This is a genomic window from uncultured Aquimarina sp. (assembly GCF_947496855.1).
Classification (GTDB): Bacteria; Bacteroidota; Bacteroidia; order Flavobacteriales; family Flavobacteriaceae; genus Aquimarina.
Genome location: NZ_CANMED010000003.1, coordinates 258053 through 275048, shown reverse-complemented (window position 1 = coordinate 275048; position 16996 = coordinate 258053). Strand labels below are relative to the sequence as shown.

Annotated in this window: 10 protein-coding genes; 1 reads left to right on the top strand and 9 read right to left on the bottom strand. The window is 33.0% G+C overall.

Annotated features, from left to right (window positions below; all coding sequences use genetic code 11):
• Window positions 1-168: 168 nt before the first annotated feature.
• The 4 genes from Q0921_RS10695 to Q0921_RS10680 all read right to left on the bottom strand — a co-directional run bounded on the left by Q0921_RS10695 (window position 169) and on the right by Q0921_RS10680 (window position 9691).
• Complete coding sequence (locus Q0921_RS10695; RefSeq protein WP_299256598.1) at window positions 169-2580, bottom strand: M14 family metallopeptidase; 2412 nt, start codon at window positions 2578-2580, stop codon at window positions 169-171.
• 146 nt (window positions 2581-2726) lie between these two features.
• Entirely contained in the window at window positions 2727-6395 is a 3669-nt protein-coding gene (purL, locus tag Q0921_RS10690) for a phosphoribosylformylglycinamidine synthase (RefSeq protein WP_299256596.1), read from the bottom strand.
• Window positions 6396-6542: 147 nt separating this feature from the next.
• On the bottom strand, window positions 6543-8459 hold the full coding sequence (locus Q0921_RS10685) for an endonuclease (protein ID WP_299256594.1): 1917 nt from the start codon (window positions 8457-8459) through the stop codon (window positions 6543-6545).
• Window positions 8460-8479: 20 nt separating this feature from the next.
• Window positions 8480-9691, bottom strand: coding sequence for an RsmB/NOP family class I SAM-dependent RNA methyltransferase (locus tag Q0921_RS10680; RefSeq protein WP_299256592.1), 1212 nt, complete (start codon window positions 9689-9691; stop codon window positions 8480-8482).
• A gap of 76 nt (window positions 9692-9767) precedes the next feature.
• Between Q0921_RS10680 and Q0921_RS10675 the strand changes: the two genes are divergently transcribed.
• Window positions 9768-10835 (top strand): oxidoreductase, encoded by a 1068-nt coding sequence (locus Q0921_RS10675; RefSeq protein WP_299256590.1) that lies wholly within the window; start codon window positions 9768-9770, stop codon window positions 10833-10835.
• 158 nt (window positions 10836-10993) lie between these two features.
• Here the strand turns inward: Q0921_RS10675 and Q0921_RS10670 are convergent, their stop codons facing one another.
• The 5 genes from Q0921_RS10670 to Q0921_RS10650 all read right to left on the bottom strand — a co-directional run bounded on the left by Q0921_RS10670 (window position 10994) and on the right by Q0921_RS10650 (window position 16941).
• The gene (locus Q0921_RS10670; RefSeq protein ID WP_299256589.1) at window positions 10994-11437 is read right to left on the bottom strand and encodes a sensor of ECF-type sigma factor; all 444 of its coding nucleotides are present in this window, start codon (window positions 11435-11437) and stop codon (window positions 10994-10996) included.
• A gap of 10 nt (window positions 11438-11447) precedes the next feature.
• Window positions 11448-12092: a hypothetical protein gene (locus tag Q0921_RS10665; RefSeq protein ID WP_299256586.1), complete on the bottom strand. Its 645-nt coding sequence runs from the start codon at window positions 12090-12092 to the stop codon at window positions 11448-11450.
• A gap of 31 nt (window positions 12093-12123) precedes the next feature.
• Entirely contained in the window at window positions 12124-12666 is a 543-nt protein-coding gene (locus Q0921_RS10660) for an RNA polymerase sigma factor (protein WP_299257232.1), read from the bottom strand.
• A 684-nt stretch (window positions 12667-13350) separates the two neighbouring features.
• Entirely contained in the window at window positions 13351-15183 is a 1833-nt protein-coding gene (locus Q0921_RS10655; RefSeq protein ID WP_299256584.1) for an ABC transporter ATP-binding protein, read from the bottom strand.
• A gap of 30 nt (window positions 15184-15213) precedes the next feature.
• On the bottom strand, window positions 15214-16941 hold the full coding sequence (locus Q0921_RS10650; protein ID WP_299256582.1) for a phospho-sugar mutase: 1728 nt from the start codon (window positions 16939-16941) through the stop codon (window positions 15214-15216).
• Window positions 16942-16996: the final 55 nt, after the last annotated feature.

The window sequence follows — 16996 nt, the reverse complement described above, 5'->3', positions numbered from 1 at the left end:
TTAATATAATCAAAATTCTCTTCGTTTTATGTGCTAGAGAATTTAAAAATTACTATGCGCGCATAGTTTCGCAAATTATAAAAAATATAACAATACACAACCCTAATATATAAAAAAAGGAGCTATCTTTTGATAACTCCTTAAGTTTTATGGATTTTAATTGAATAATTATTGTTTTAAAATTTTAAAAGTTTTAGTATTTCCATTTATTTCTATTGTTAGGAAATACAAGCCAGAATTTAATTCTGAGACATCAAACTCTTGATCTCCAGAAGCTTTAATTTTAGTAGACACCTCTTGTCCAATTAAATTCCTTAAACGTAGATTAAAATCAGTAGTAGAGGGAGGTAGTATTTTTAGAAAATCTTTAACTGGATTAGGGAAAATTTTGAATTCGGAGAATAGATTATCCTGAAGACCCAATACATTTTGATTTATAGAATTAACAATCAGATCATCAAAAAAGAAACCATCACCTTCAGTATTACCGTCAGAAACAAATTGAAAACGAACCTTTATAGTTTCACCAAGATAATCACTAAGGTTAATTTCTTCCAATACCCAATCTGTCTGGCTTCCATCATATAATGGCTCACCTGTTGGTTGTCCTGCATTAATACTACCAGAATTTGTAAAGTTTCCACATTGAGGAATCCAAGAACTTCCGTTGTCTATTGAAACTTCGAATTGTGCATAATCCCAATTGTTCTCAATGTCCCATTTTGCATAAAATTGAACATTAGCAAAAGCAGCATCGCTAAGATCAATACTTTCAGTAAGTTCTATTGTTTTATTTTGATTAGCACTATAATTTCCTGAAGGTGATTCTGTTATCGAAGCATTTGATGATACAAAGGTGGCTGTTGTAGTAGACCAACCAGATTGTGTATACTCATTTAAATTATTAGCATTATTATTAACAATACTCTGAAGTGAACCATATTTTTTGGTAATGGTAATAGATTCGGTAATTGCACCACCGTCTATTTGTATACTATAAGAAATGTCATCCCCAATTTGAACTGAATTATTAATATTAATGAGAATGCTATCAGGTATATCTGTACCAATTTGTGTATTAGTATAATTTTTAGAATTGCCCACACTAGTAATATTACCGGATATAGGTGTTATGCTTACGGTGAAATTTCCGTTGCCTGTTACACCCAATCTTTTAAGTGTGTAATTAGCATCGAAGGAAGTGTTTTCTCCAATAAAGACGTTTCCTATACTTTCTATTTGCGCATAATTATTAGTCATTTTTGCGGCTGTAAGATTTAAGTACATCATTTCTTTACAAATTCCATCTATTTGGTTAAAAGCTGGCCAGAAAGCGGTACCTACTTCAGGAGTAAAAGAAAATATCTTATTATGTGGTTTTGTAGTTCCTCCATACATGAAGTCATCGCTATCTCCCGCAAACGGAGAATCTCTTAATGGGTTATAACCATTTTGGGATGTAAGTTCTGCTCCAATCGTTACAAAAATATCTTCGTCTGGTGTAGGGGTGTTTGCAGCATAAGAATAAGGGAAATATAATAGTTCACCAAAAGTGTGATTGTTAAGAGCGATAACAAAATTGTGTTGTTCTGTAAACCATTTCATTGCTTGATTTTCTATTTCAGAAAAAGCGCTATTACCGTGATATGTTTCACTATTTACGTTGTTTGATGAACCAGGACCGCTCCAAGTTGCGGTTGCAGATGTTCCATCAGGATAATGATCATAGTTCCGATTGTTATCTACACCACCATTATTTCCTGAAGCATCAAACCTGTTTTTCCTCCAGAATCCACCTCCATTTGGATTAGTAACTTGATTGTATAAGTATCCATCAGGATTTAAAACAGGAACAAAATATAGTTCAGTATTATCTACGATTTGTTTAATATCGGGATCAGAATTATAATTTTCTAATAGATACCACATATAATAGATAAGCTGAGACAAACTCGCAGGTTCTCTAGCGTGATGGATAGCATCATATAATATTTCTGATTCATTTTCATCTACATCGGGATTGTCAGAAATACGTACCCATTGTATCGTATTACCTCCTATTGGTGGAGTTACAGAATTATCCGGAGTACCATTAGTAACAAATGTGCCTATATCTGCTCTTGCAGAAATCAGTGTTGGATATTGAGCGCGCATGGCATCTAGATTATCTAACATTTCTTGGTAGGTTAAATATCCGCCCATGGATCCTAACGAAAAATTAGATGGAGTAGGGTAGTTCATCGTAGTTCCATTATCAGAAGGACAGCTTATATTTTGTATCGCTTTTTGTGTTTTGGCAATTTCATTTCTTTTAATAAAATCGGCTTCTACATCTTCTATTATAATGTCAACTTGGAAACCAAGATTTCGTGCAGTTTCAATTTCTATTGAAGAAAAATCAGAAATAATAAAAATTCCACGTTTATGCTGGCCATGATCCATTGGAACTCCAGCTTCCATAAGTAATTCGAAATTCTCTGAAGTATTATATGTAATTTTAGCTTTGCTATATGTTAGTTTTGTTTGAGAAATAGCAAAAGCCGAAACCAATAAAAATAGGGTTACGAATATTTTTTTCAAGGTTTACGTATTTTGGGTTAAAAAAAATGTTGATACTACTGTAAAAATACTGATTAAATTATCATCTGGTTATGAAGCATAAATCGGTAATACAGTTATTAGTATATAACAGTTTAATAGTGATAAACCCTAAATAAAAAATAAAATTACTTTGTGTCGTCAATCCATAACCTAGCATTTACAAAAGCTTCTATCCAGGGTGAAACTTCATCTTGCCTTCCTTTTGGGTAATTAGCCCAATTCCATTGGAATGTCGAACGCTCGATATGAGGCATCATTACTAAATGACGGCCTGTAGTATCAGACATCATAGCCGTGTTATAGTCTGATCCATTAGGATTGGCTGGATATCCTTCATATCCATATTTTGCAACTATGTTATATTGATCTTCGGATAATGGAAGGTTAAATTTTCCTTCTCCGTGTGAAATCCATACACCAAGTGTACTTCCTTCTAGAGAAGAAAGCATTATAGAGTTGTTTTTCTGAATTTTGACAGAGGTAAATCCACTTTCATGTTTGTGAGAATCATTATGGAGCATTTTTCCGTGTTCGTTATGTTCTGGATTGATTACTTCTAATTCCATAAATAATTGACACCCATTACAGATTCCTACAGATAATGTGTCTTCTCTTTTGAAAAAGTTATTCAAAGCAGTATTTGCTTTTTCATTATAAAGGAAAGCACCTGCCCAGCCTTTAGCAGAACCAAGAACATCACTGTTAGAGAACCCACCTACAGCGCCTATAAACTTAATGTCTTCTAATGTTTCACGACCAGAGATGAGATCGGTCATGTGTACGTCTTTCACATCAAAACCAGCCAGATACATAGCATTAGCCATTTCACGTTCAGAATTACTTCCTTTTTCACGAATAATAGCAGCTTTTGGTCTCTCTATTCCGTTCGAGATAATAGGAAGTTTTCCTGTAAACTGTTTTGGAAAAGTGTATTGTAAAGGTTGATTAGCGAAATTTTCAAAACGATCATTAGCCAGATTATTGGCGGTTTGCTTTTGATCTAAAAGGTATGATGTTTTAAACCATATTTTTCTTAACACCGCAATATCAAAATCATATGATTTGTCAATGTTTTTGATTTCTAATGAAGGTTTATTAGTTACTTTACCAATATTGAAAAACTGAATATCATTCTCAGAAAGTATAGTTTCTATATCCAAATCATTTGTACTTTGAAATACGATACCGGCGTTCTCCGAAAAGAGTAACTTGATAGCATCTTGTTCTCCTATTTCCGAAAGGTCTAATGTTGCACCTAAATTAATATCTGCAAAACATAATTCTAATAAAGTGGTAATTAAACCACCAGAAGCAACATCATGACCAGCTAAAATTTTGTTATCTTTTATTAATTGCTGAATTATATTAAAGGTGTTTTTAAAATTTTGTGCATCTTTAATGCTAGGAGCTTCTGAACCAATTTTATTAACTACTTGAGAGAAAGAAGAGCCTCCTAGTTTATAAGTGTCCTGAGATAAATTAATATAATAGATGTTTCCACCGTTCTTTTGAAGCACAGGTTCTACTACTTTGGTAATATCATTGCAATTAGCAGCAGCAGATATGATGACTGTTCCAGGAGAAATTACTTCTTCATTTGGGTATTTCTGTTTCATCGAAAGAGAATCTTTACCAGTAGGTACGTTAATCCCTAAATCAATAGCAAAGTCAGAAATTGCTTTTACAGCTTTATATAAACGTGCATCTTCTCCTTCATTCTTACATGGCCACATCCAGTTAGCAGATAAAGAAATAGATTGTAAACCATCTTTTAGCGGTGCCCAAACAATATTAGTTAACGCTTCTGCAATAGAGTTTTTACTTCCTGCTTCTGGATCGATAAGTCCAGAAATTGGAGAGTGACCTATAGAAGTAGCAATACCTTCTTTAGAAGTGTAATCCAAGGCCATTACACCACAATTATTAAGAGGTAATTGCAAAGGCCCGGTGCACTGTTGTTTAGCAACTTTTCCTCCGACGCAGCGATCTACTTTATTTGTGAGCCAATCTTTACAAGCAACAGATTCTAGTTGTAGTACTTGTTCCAAATAGGCATGAATATTTTCTTTTTGGTATGAAATGTCCTGATAGTTACGATCAATAGTTTTATCAATCATAATGGTTTTGGGAGAACTACCGAACATATCCTCTAAAGCTAAATCCATCGGTTTGTCACCTTTGGTCTTTGATTCGAAGGTAAATCGATCATCACCCGTTACATCTCCTACCTGATACATTGGAGAACGTTCTCGTTCTGTAATTCGTTCTAAAGTGTCAATATCTTTTTGTCCGATAACCAATCCCATTCTTTCCTGAGATTCATTACCTATAATTTCTTTGGCAGATAGTGTAGGATCCCCAACAGGAAGTTTATCAAGATCTATTTTTCCTCCAGTTTCTTCTACTAATTCAGAAAGACAATTAAGATGTCCTCCAGCTCCGTGATCGTGAATAGAAACGATAGTATTAACATCACTTTCTACCATACCACGAATGGCATTTGCAGCTCTTTTCTGCATTTCGGGATTAGAACGCTGAATAGCGTTTAATTCGATACCGCTACTAAACTCTCCAGTGTCTGCTGAAGAAACCGCAGCTCCACCCATACCGATTCGATAATTTTCACCACCAAGGATTACAATTTTATCTCCGATTTCAGGTTTATCTTTAAGCGCTTGTTCTGCTTTGCCATACCCAATTCCACCAGCCTGCATAATCACTTTGTCAAAACCTAGTTTACGAGCATCTTCTTCATGTTCGAAAGTTAGAACAGATCCAGTAATTAGTGGTTGTCCAAATTTATTGCCAAAATCTGAAGCTCCGTTAGAAGCTTTTATTAGAATGTCTACCGGTGTTTGGTAAAGCCATTTTCTTTCTTCCACTGATTGTTCCCAAGGTCTATTTTCTTCTAATCTCGAATAAGAAGTCATATAAACAGCTGTTCCTGCTAATGGTAAAGAACCTTTTCCTCCAGCAAGACGGTCTCTGATTTCTCCGCCAGAACCTGTGGCAGCACCATTAAATGGTTCTACGGTTGTTGGAAAATTATGAGTTTCCGCTTTTATTGAAATTACACTTTCAAAAGGTGTTTCTTGATAGAAATCAGGTTTATCAGCACTTTTTGGTGCAAACTGAGTGACCTTAGGACCTTTTACGAAAGCTACATTATCTTTATATGCAGAAACAATATCGTTAGGATGTGTTTCTGAGGTTTTCCTTATTAATTTAAAAAGAGAAGTAGGTTGCTCTTCTCCATCAATAATAAAGGTTCCATTGAATATTTTGTGTCTGCAGTGTTCTGAATTGACTTGAGAAAACCCGAATACTTCAGAATCTGTTAATTTTCTTCCAATTTTTTTGGCTACTCCTTCCAGATATTCAACTTCTTCTAAATTTAGTGCTAAACCTTCAGCTTTATTGTATGCATCGATATTGTCTATTTCTCTAATAGCTTCAGGTTTAATATCTATTTTATAAATATTCTGATTTAAACCAGTATATTTTTGAGAAAGCATTGGGTCAAAATCTGTGAAATCTTCTGATATTGATTGAAACTCTTCAATACGAATGATTCCTGTTATTCCCATATTTTGGGTAATTTCCACAGCATTAGTACTCCAAGGTGTAATCATTGCAGCGCGAGGACCAACAAAAAAAGCGTCAATAGACGCCAAGGATATTTTTGGTTGGTTGCCAAATAACCATATTAATTTGTTAATATTTTCTGTTGAGATTTCATCAGTGGTTTGTACCGCAAATATATTCTCATTTTGATTTCCGAAGAAGTGGATCATGCTTCCAGACTTTGTGTTATTTTTAATAAGCTGCAAATTTACTACTTTTAAATATAAAGTGTTGTATAAAGTCTTATCGGAATAATGGAGTTATTCACTAAATTTTTAGACAATAAAATAAAAGCGACCGAAGCCGCTTTTTGTATATTAATTAATAACAACCTTTTTGATAATACTCTTTTTGGAAGTGGTTAGCTCCAAGAGTAATATTCCTGGGGGTAGATCAGACAGTATGGTGTTTTCTTTTGTGGACAAAACATCGGTAACTAGGATTAATTTTCCTGTAATATCAAATACTCTAATTGCTACATTTTCAGAAATATCTTTTACATTAACAAATATAGTTCCGTTTGATGGAATAGGGTATACAGAAAAAGAGTTTTCGGATACATCAGGGTTGGATAATAGTGAGGCATCAATTATTTTAAAACTATCTACCGTCCAGCGAGTAGGTGATCCATCAGAATAGTATTTGAAGGCAAAATAAACTGTACCAGATATACTACTTATATCTACACTTTCAAAGAAAACTTCTTTTTCTTCGCTATTAGAGATGTCTGTTGGAATTGTGATATTTGGAACATTATTCCAAGTAGCAACGGTAGGGTCTCCACTACCAGTATAGTCATTAGAATATACTAACTCTAATATGGTTGAACCAAAACGATAATCTAAAAAGAAACTTAGTAGTTCAGTTCCCGAAGTATTAAAGTTAAAGCTATTCGTTGTAATTAACCAATCTTTACTGGCTACGTCTTCTCTAAAACCGTTTATCTGATATGCTCCAGAGTTATTTTGTCCAAACGATGTCTCGCATGACCAACTTTTATCACTTGCTTCATCATATGCCACAAAATTTACTGCAACTGTTGCACAATTTTCAAAATTCTCTTCGATAATGATATTATTGATTGCTGTAGTACCTGAAACTTCAGTACTAAGCGAAGAAGCGTTTCCAGATGTATCTCTGGCTAAAACAGAAAATCTATATGTAGTTTCAGGAGTTAGACTAATAATTGTAGCAGCGTTAGAAGTAGTCGTAGAATTATATACATCATCTACATAAATATCATAATTTAGTACTTCTACATTATCAGTTGAGGATGTCCAGGAAACATCAATAGTCGTTGAGGCTTCATTAGAAACCAAAACATTATTAGGAATGGTAGGAGCTTCCGTGTCTGGAGGTGTTATTGTCCAAATCATTTCTACGTATTCTGGATTGTTAATAAATGGGTTTGCATTTCCCTGATAATTATAAGAAGCATTATTTCTGTCCAATTCTTTTTGCGAAACAGGGTCTGCATTATGCCAGGAAATCAAAAGATTGATAAACCAAGCTTCATAGAATTGATCTATAGATCCATTCATTGGATTGTTTGATCCAGTATGGGGGTCCCAAGTTCCTGTTCCATCAGCAGGAGCATTTGTTGCTTCATCTTCATACCTGGTAGCAAAATATAATAAAGATCTTGCAATATCACCTTTAAACTCATCAATAGGTTCAAATACAGTTCCTACATAACCTGGAAATGAATTACTCCCAATTTTAGAACCATTATCAGATGTTTCTGTTGCAGAAGTTACTTCTCCAAATGGAAAATTACTTCTAAGACCATTAACAAATCCATCGGTAGGAATAACGTGATGTACATCTGTTCTCATTGGATTTAGACTATTAAAAAAACCTTGAGGAAACAAGTGTTCTCTGTTATAACAATCTCCTTCGAGACTAAACCCCGAGCTTCCACAGGCATCACCGGGATCAGTTCCCCCATTAGTATCGTGAGCATAATTATAAGAATCCATACTAGTTGGATTCTCGGAATACATATCTAAAACAGAATCGTCGTTTTCGAAGTATGTATCATTATCTGTTGTTTGATATGCTGTATATAACGCTCCATAACCTTGATCAATGTGACCAGTAGAGATAATGTTTTTTAATTCAGTTTTTAGAGTGTATCCAGTTAACCCATTAGCTGAATCATAATAATTAGCAGGTACTTGAGCAAAGCTAATAAAGCTTGTTAAAAATAGTAATATAAATAGTTGAGTTCTCATTGTTAATATAATTTTTCCAGTTATAGCTTACGTTCTAATAAAGCCATATAAAATCCATCAAACCCTGATTCTGAAGAAAGTATTTTTTTATCTTTCACAAAGATAAATTCTTTTCCTATTTCTTTGGTTAAGAATTTTTTAACCTGATCCTGATTTTCTGAAGGTAAAATTGAACAAGTAGCATATACTAATTTACCTCCTGGTTTTACCATTTTCGAATAGCTTTCTAATATTTGAGATTGAGTTTGTTTGATTTTTTCTAGGAATTCTGGTTGTAGTTTCCATTTAGCATCGGGGTTTCTACTTAAAACTCCTAATCCACTACAAGGAGCATCGATTAAGACACGATCCGCTTTACCGTGTAATTTCTTAATATCCTTGGTGCTTTCTATAGTTCTAGGTTCTATATTATGAGCACCTGCGCGTCTCGCTCTTCTCTTAAGTTCTTTTAGTTTATTACTATAAATATCCATAGCAATTACTTGACCTTTGTTCTCCATCAAGGCTGCTAAATGGAGTGTTTTTCCTCCTGCTCCTGCACAAGTATCTACTACGCGCTGACCTGGTTTTACTTCTAAAAAATCAGCAACTAGTTGAGATGAGCCATCTTGTACTTCAAATAGGCCTTTTTTAAAAGCTTCAGTAGAGAATACATTAGTTCTTTCCGTTAGCTGAAGCGCAGATGGATATCCTTTAATAAACTCGGTGTCTATATTTTCATCTTCAAGAATTCCTCTAAGTTTATCTCTGGATGTTTTTAAGGAATTAGCTCTTAGTACTACCGGTGCCTGTTGGTTTAAGGAAGCGATTTCTTTATCCCATTTAGCTCCTAACTCTTTTTCTCCTAATTCGTCCATCCAATCAGGGATGGATTCTCTGAATTTCCTTGTATTACTAAGTTCATCAAAGCGACCTTTGATACGTCTCGTTGGAGTCGGAGCAATTTGTTTCCAATCCGGCAATGTGATACCTCTTAGTGTTGCCCAAACAGCAAATATCCTCCAAAGATTTTCTCTAGAAAAAGGTTCAGAAACATCAGCGATTTCAGCATAAAGACGTTTCCATCGTACGATATCATAAGTGGTTTCTGCAATAAAACTACGGTCACGAGATCCCCATCTTTTATCGCGTTTCAGTAATTTTTGAACTACTTTATCAGCATAAGCTCCTTCATTAAATATTTCAGTAAGTCCGTCTATAACAGCAAAAACCAAAGTTCTATGTAAACGCATTGTCATTTTTTTTAAGGTTTGCAAAGGTAATCCTTTGCTTTAGAATAGTATTATATTTGATTCAAAAATATTGGGTATGAGATTTTTACTATTGTTATTAGTTGTAGCGCTTCATTTTAATTGTGGTTCTAAACAACAAAAATCGATTCAACATGATTTTTCTGAAGTAACTGTCGAAACAATTTTTAGTGATTCAACTAGTATCAGAGCTATCGTAATAGAAGATAATCTATTAATGTTTGCGGGTAGTAATGGCGTATATGGAACTTTTGAAATAGGAGATAAGCTTACTATCAAGAATAAAAAAATCGATACTTTAGATTTTGAAGGTAAGAAAGTTCACTTTAGGGCTATTGCAGATACGGAAACTGAGTTTTTTATGCTGAGTATTACATCACCGGCTTTATTATATAAAGTCAATAAAGTAACAGGAGCAATAATGTTGGTGTACAAAGAAGATCACGAAAAGGTTTTTTATGATGCTATAGCTTTTTGGAATAATAAAGAAGGAATTGCGATGGGAGATCCAACTGATGGATGTTTATCCATTATTATTACCACAGATGGAGGAGAGACATGGGATAAACTTCCTTGTGAAGATTTACCAGAAATAAAAGAAGGCGAAGCAGCTTTTGCAGCTAGTAATGGAAATATAGCAATAGTCGATAATCATACCTGGATTGTTTCGGGTGGAATAAAATCGAGAGTTTTTTATTCATCAGATAAAGGTGATAACTGGCAAGTTTTTGAAACTCCAATAATACAGGGAGTTGAAACAACTGGGGCTTATTCCATAGATTTTTATAACGAAAGTTACGGGATTATTTTTGGAGGAGATTATACGAAACCTGAAGATAACAAAAGAAATAAGGCAGTTACCGTTGATGGAGGTAAAACTTGGAATTTAGTAGCGGATGGAGTAGGAGCAGGATATAAAAGTTGTATTAGATACATACCCAACGGAGGTGGTAAAGAAATGGTGGCGCTAGGTTTTACCGGAATCTCAATATCTAATGATTCAGGAAATTCGTGGAAAGATATTAGTAAAGAAAGCTTTTATACACTTCGATTTATAAATGATAGTGTTGCAGTGGCAGCGGGAAAGAATAGAATAGCAAAATTACTTTTTAAAACAAAAAAGTAAATGATAGAGTGATTTCATTTACTTTTATTTAAAATCAGAAAGCTTTTTATTAGTGGTACACCTTGGCCTAATCAAAAATTGCGTAGAAACGAATCCAAAATAGATAGTTGAACTAATCACGTTTTTTGGTAGGATTTTTAAGTTGAACACTCCACAGTTTACTGTCTTTGCCGTCTATTCCTCAATTGTTTTAGAAGACGTTTGTTAAATTCCCTCTCTGCTTTAACCAGTTTTAGGATCTTTTTATGAGAAATGACTTGTCTTAGATCTTTAATTAATTTTTTATGCACATTTAGCTTTTGCTCTTCTCCCTTTAGGTGATTTCTTAAAAATTCTTCAGCTTCTTTTTCACTTATACCTTCTGAACCATCTGCATCTTTTATTAATTTAATAGATCTACGTTCTTCCTTTTTAAGGCTATCCATGGTCTCGTCATGCTCGTTATAAATAGGCCAAAACTGTTGAGCTTCCTTACTGCTTAAATTTAATTGTTCTGTTATATAGGCTATTTTTAAAGTTTTCACTCTTTCTCTTGATCCTCTTTGAGAATAGGAAACATTAATAGTAAAAACAATAATAAATAGTAATAGTATCTTTTTCATGTGTTTTTTTTTATTCAACATATATAATCTCATCAGACAGCTCTTCATCAGATAAATAATTTTCTAATTCTTCATCACTCAGTTCCGTATTACTAAATGTATCGCTTAAATTAGTTTCATCATCCAGTAATTCGGCAATTTCAGCATTACTTAATTCAGCATTTCCTTCCTCAAAATATTTCTGAATATCAGCAATCTCAATAGTGTCAAAACTAAAAGAATCATTTTCCTTATTTATCGAGATAGATATAATGATAGCAATCATGGCTGCAATGCTTGATACGTATAATATGTTCTTTTTAGAGAATAGTGATATTACCTTAGTTTCTTTATTTATTGTAACTGTCTTTTGTAAAATGGTTTTTTCCAGGTTTTCAAAATACTTTTCGGGTGTTGTTAAGCCTGTTTTTATTTTATTATCAAGTATAGAAGCTTTATCCCTCTCAGTAGAATTCAGTTTTTTCATAAGCTGATTCTCGAAAGTATTGAAATAATCATCAGGGGCTTTTAGGCCAGTGGATATCATGCCAGATAGTATGGAAGAATCTTTATCTTCTTTAGAAATTTCCTCCAAAAGCTTCTCTTCGAAATTATCGAAGTAATCTTTTGGAACTTTAAACCCTTCTTTGTTGTTATGTAAATTATTCTTTTTCACTATATATAAGACGATGTAAATGTAAAAAGGTTTAATTAGTTTTTAAGTATTCTTCAATTTTTTTAGAAGCGATATGGTACGAAGCTTTTAAAGCACCTTCACTAGTTTCTAAAATTTCGGATATTTCTCTGTATTTCAATTCCTGAAAATATTTCATATTAAATACCTGTTGTTGTTTTTGAGGTAATATAGCGATGGCCTTTTGTAATTTAAGTTGGATTTCATCTCCTTCAAAATATACATCAGCTTCCAGATTTTGGATGAGTTGTTGCTGTAATTCTTCATTACTAATATTGTGTTTTTTTGCCTTTTGATTTAAGAAGGTAATGGATTCATTGGTAGCGATTCTGTACATCCACGAATATAACTTACTGTCACCTTTAAACTTTGATATATTTTTATAGACTTTAATAAACACATTTTGTAATATATCATCGGTATCATCGTGGTTTTTCACCATGTTCCGAATATGCCAATATAATCTTTGCTTATAAACGGCAACAAGTTTGCTAAAAGCATTATTGATGTCTTTATCCGTTTGCAGGGCAGTAAGTAAGTTTTCTTCTTCTTGAATATTCAATAGTAAAAAATAGTTTTAGATGGTCGTTAGTATACGTTACTATGTTATAAGACTAAAATACATAAAAAAGGTTTAATGAGCTTTTGAAAATATTATTTGTAGGAAAAATGTAAGAAAAACCGTAATTACTTAGATTAAATGCGTTTTTATTTAGATAAAATGAATTAAAACTTGGTGGATTTAGAAATTTTAGTATCTTTACACTGTAATAATGAGTTATCACTTTCATTTTCCCCAAGATGAAAGTTTTTAATAAAAGTGAGTTTTAATTTTAGATTAAGCCCCTAAATTAAGATGATTTGTGTGAAGAAAAAGAGCGTGGAGACGCTCTTTTTTGTTTTCTATATATTCCTTGTAGGTTTTCTATTGTAATAGTTCAGTATTCAAATTTATTCGATAGAATGTAAGTTATAACTTACTTACTGATTTTTTTTGATGTGAAAAAATGTTAAAAAGCGTATTTTTTAGATTAAATGCATAAAATGTTTTGTCGTATTCTAAATTGATTGTATATTTACAAAGTAAAAATGAGTTAACGCTTTCATTTCCCCCAGAGTGAAAGTTTTTAATAAAAGTGAGTTTTAATTTTAGATTAAGCCCCTAAATTAAGATGATTTGTGTGAAGAAAAAGAGCGTGGAGACGCTCTTTTTTGTTTTTATGTGTTTAATATTCAGTATTTAACTATCAAAAGACTGCATAGTGACTAATTTATGATAAGCACCATTATTAGCTATAAGTTCTTCGTGAGTCCCTTGTTCTACAATATTTCCTTTTTGCATTACAACGATTAAATCTGAATTTTGTATGGTAGATAGTCTATGAGCGATTACGATACTAGTCCGGTTTTTCATCATATTTTCTAAAGCTGATTGTACCAATCGTTCACTTTCTGTATCTAAAGCTGAGGTTGCTTCATCCAGAATCATAATAGGGGGATTTTTTAGTACTGCTCTTGCGATAGAAAGTCGTTGTTTCTGACCACCACTTAATTTATTACCACTATCACCAATATTGGTTTCTATCCCTTTAGGAAGGTTTTTTACAAACTCCCATGCATTCGCTATTTTTAAAGCTTCTAGTATTTCTTCGTCAGATGCATTTTCGTCACCAACAAGTAAATTATTTTTGATCGTATCATTAAATAAAATAGAGTCTTGAGTCACCAATCCCATTAACCCTCTAAGGGAGTTTTTAGTGATATCTTTGATATCAATACCATCTATTTTAATGGCTCCTTTATTTACATCATAGAATCTAGTAACTAAATTGGCTATCGTGGATTTGCCACTACCTGATTGCCCAACAAGAGCAACAGATTTTCCTTTAGGAACATTAAGGGTGAAATTGTTTAATACATATTCGTCCTCGTATTTAAAAGAGATATCTTCTAAAAGAATATTATCTTCAAAATTATTCTTATCAACTGCTCCAGGTTTATCTTTTAATGGAGAATCTGTATTTAGGATTTCTAGCACACGCTCCGCTGCGGCATTTCCCTTTTTTACTCCATAGTTAGCTTTAGATATAGCCTTAGCAGGAGTTAAAATATTATATGCTAAGCCAATGTAGGCCAAGAACATTTCAGCTTCTAAAGTTTTACTAACAAATACTAGCCTCCCTCCATACCATAGCAATACAGAGATCACGCAAATTCCTAGAAATTCACTAGTTGGAGAAGCCAAATTTTGGCGATTCAATAAGGTATTTGAAAATTTTAAAAACCGTGATGTAGATTCTTGAAACTTGTTTCCAAATATTTTTTCAGCATTAAACCCTTTAATTACTTTAAGCCCTCCTAGAGTTTCTTCTACAATGGATAAAAAATGACCTTGCTCTTTTTGAACTTTATCAGAATGTTTTTTTAATGTTTTACCGATTAAGGAAATTAGAAACCCTGAAACAGGAATAAAAATGAATACAAAAAGTGTAAGTGTTGTACTCAGGTAAAACATGAATATCAAAGTAAAAAGAATAGTAAGGGGTTCTCTAACAATTAGTTCTAGAATTGATAAAAAAGAATGCTGTATTTCTAATACATCAGTAGAAATTCTGGCAATCGTATCTCCTTTTCGCTTTTCCGAAAAAAAAGATAATGGAAGACTGATAGTTTTTTCATACAGCTCATCCCTAATATCTCTTAATACACCATTTCTTAGGAATGTAATAAAGTACATTGCTAGATAATTAAAGAGATTTTTAAGCATGAAGATAGTAATAATAGCTATAATCATATAAGTGAGAACATATAATTCTCCTTTGGAAGCAACATTCTCAGAAATAAAAAGGTTTAGGGAATCCATTAAATAATCCTTAGAACTGGTGATGCCTTTCCATACAGGTTCAGGATATATCGTATTTTTTTCCTTATTAAATAATACCTTAAGCATTGGTATCAATGCTATAAATGACAACGCGCTAAACAGTGCATAAAAAATATTACATATAATATTTAGAATCCCGAAAGATTTATAAGGTTTCGCAAAGCGAAGAATTTGTTTAAAATAGTTCATTAATTATTCAGCAACGGTGATTGCTGCTATTTAAGTTAATTGTAAATCTTTTTTGATTGTTTCTATTTTACTATCTAATTTTTGTTGCACTTTATCAAAATCGCCCACAGTTGCTAAAGTTTCTTGTACACTTATATAGAATTTGATTTTTGGCTCAGTTCCGCTTGGTCTTGCAGCGATTTTACTTCCTGATTCTGTGTAAAAAATTAATACATTGGATTTAGGAATATCAATAGTTTGCTCCGTACGATCCTGAGTGTTTTTAGCAAGACTGGTTTGATAATCCTCTATCAATACTATTTTTTCATCGTTAAGCTGTTTCGGAGGATTATTTCTTAAATCAATCATTGTTTGTTTAATCTCCTCAGCTCCCTTAATTCCTTTTTTAACAAGAGAAATTAAACTTTCTTTATAAAAACCGTGGTCTGTATATAGTTTTAATAACTCTTTATAAAAAGAACTACCATGAGATTTAGTATACGCTACTATTTCACAAGCCAATAGGGTAGAAGTAACAGCATCTTTATCACGAACAAAATCACCAACCATAAAACCAAAACTTTCTTCTCCGCCACCAATAAAATGTTTTTCTGGGAAATCTTTGATGAGTTTAGCAATCCACTTAAATCCTGTAAGCACTTCTTTATATGCTACACCATATGCTTCTCCAAGATTTTTCATCATAGGAGTAGAGACGATAGTAGAAGCAATAAATTCATTACCGTTTAATCCTTTTTCTTTATAGTGTTTTAATAAAAACCAAGTCATTACGACCATGGTTTGGTTTCCATTAAGCAATTGTAATTCTCCATTATTATTACGAATAGCGATTCCTAGTCGATCACAATCAGGATCTGTACCAATCACAATATCCGCATCCACTTTTTTTGCTAATTTCATGGCTATAGCAAGGGCTTCGGGTTCTTCTGGATTTGGAGATTTTACCGTTGGAAAATTACCATCAGGAACTTCTTGCTCCTTTACGATGTGTACATTTTTATATCCTGCTTTTTCCAATGTTTCAGGAACGGCAGTAATAGAAGTGCCGTGTAATGAGGTAAATACAATAGTTGTATTATCTTTTGCTTCCTGAGTTGCAGCAAAGCTTCCATTTTTAACACTGTTTTCTATAAAAGGAGTATCAATTTCCTTGTCAATTTTTTGAATTAAATCACTGTTCGCATCAAACTTGATATCTGCATAATTCAATGAGTTAATTTCGGTAATAATCTCACCATCTTGTGGAGGAACTAATTGCCCTCCGTCTTGCCAGTAAACTTTATACCCATTATATTCTGGTGGATTATGACTGGCAGTTAATACAATTCCGCAATGACAATCCAATTCTTTTACGGCGTATGATAACTCTGGTGTTGGTCGTAAACTAGAGAAGAGGTATACTTGGATTTCATTAGCAGAAAATACATCGGCAACAAGTTGTGCTAATGTGTCGCTATTATTTCTACAATCATATGCAATTACAGCCTTTGCTTGTTCTCCAGGAAATTGTTTTTTTAAATAATTACTTAATCCTTGGGTGCTTTTTCCTAACGTATATTTATTTATGCGATTTGTTCCTACACCCATAATACCGCGCATACCGCCTGTACCAAATTCTAAATTCTTATAAAAGCTCTCCTTAAGAACTTCAGTATTGTTTTGTTTTAATTGTGAAATTTCTTCTTGTGTCTGAGCATCAAAAATAGGTGATAACCACTCTTCAACTCTATTGTTTATTAAGGAATCTGAAATCTGCATTCGTTTAGGTTTTGGTAGCAAAAATACTATTTAATTTTGTTTTGGAAGCCTTTCG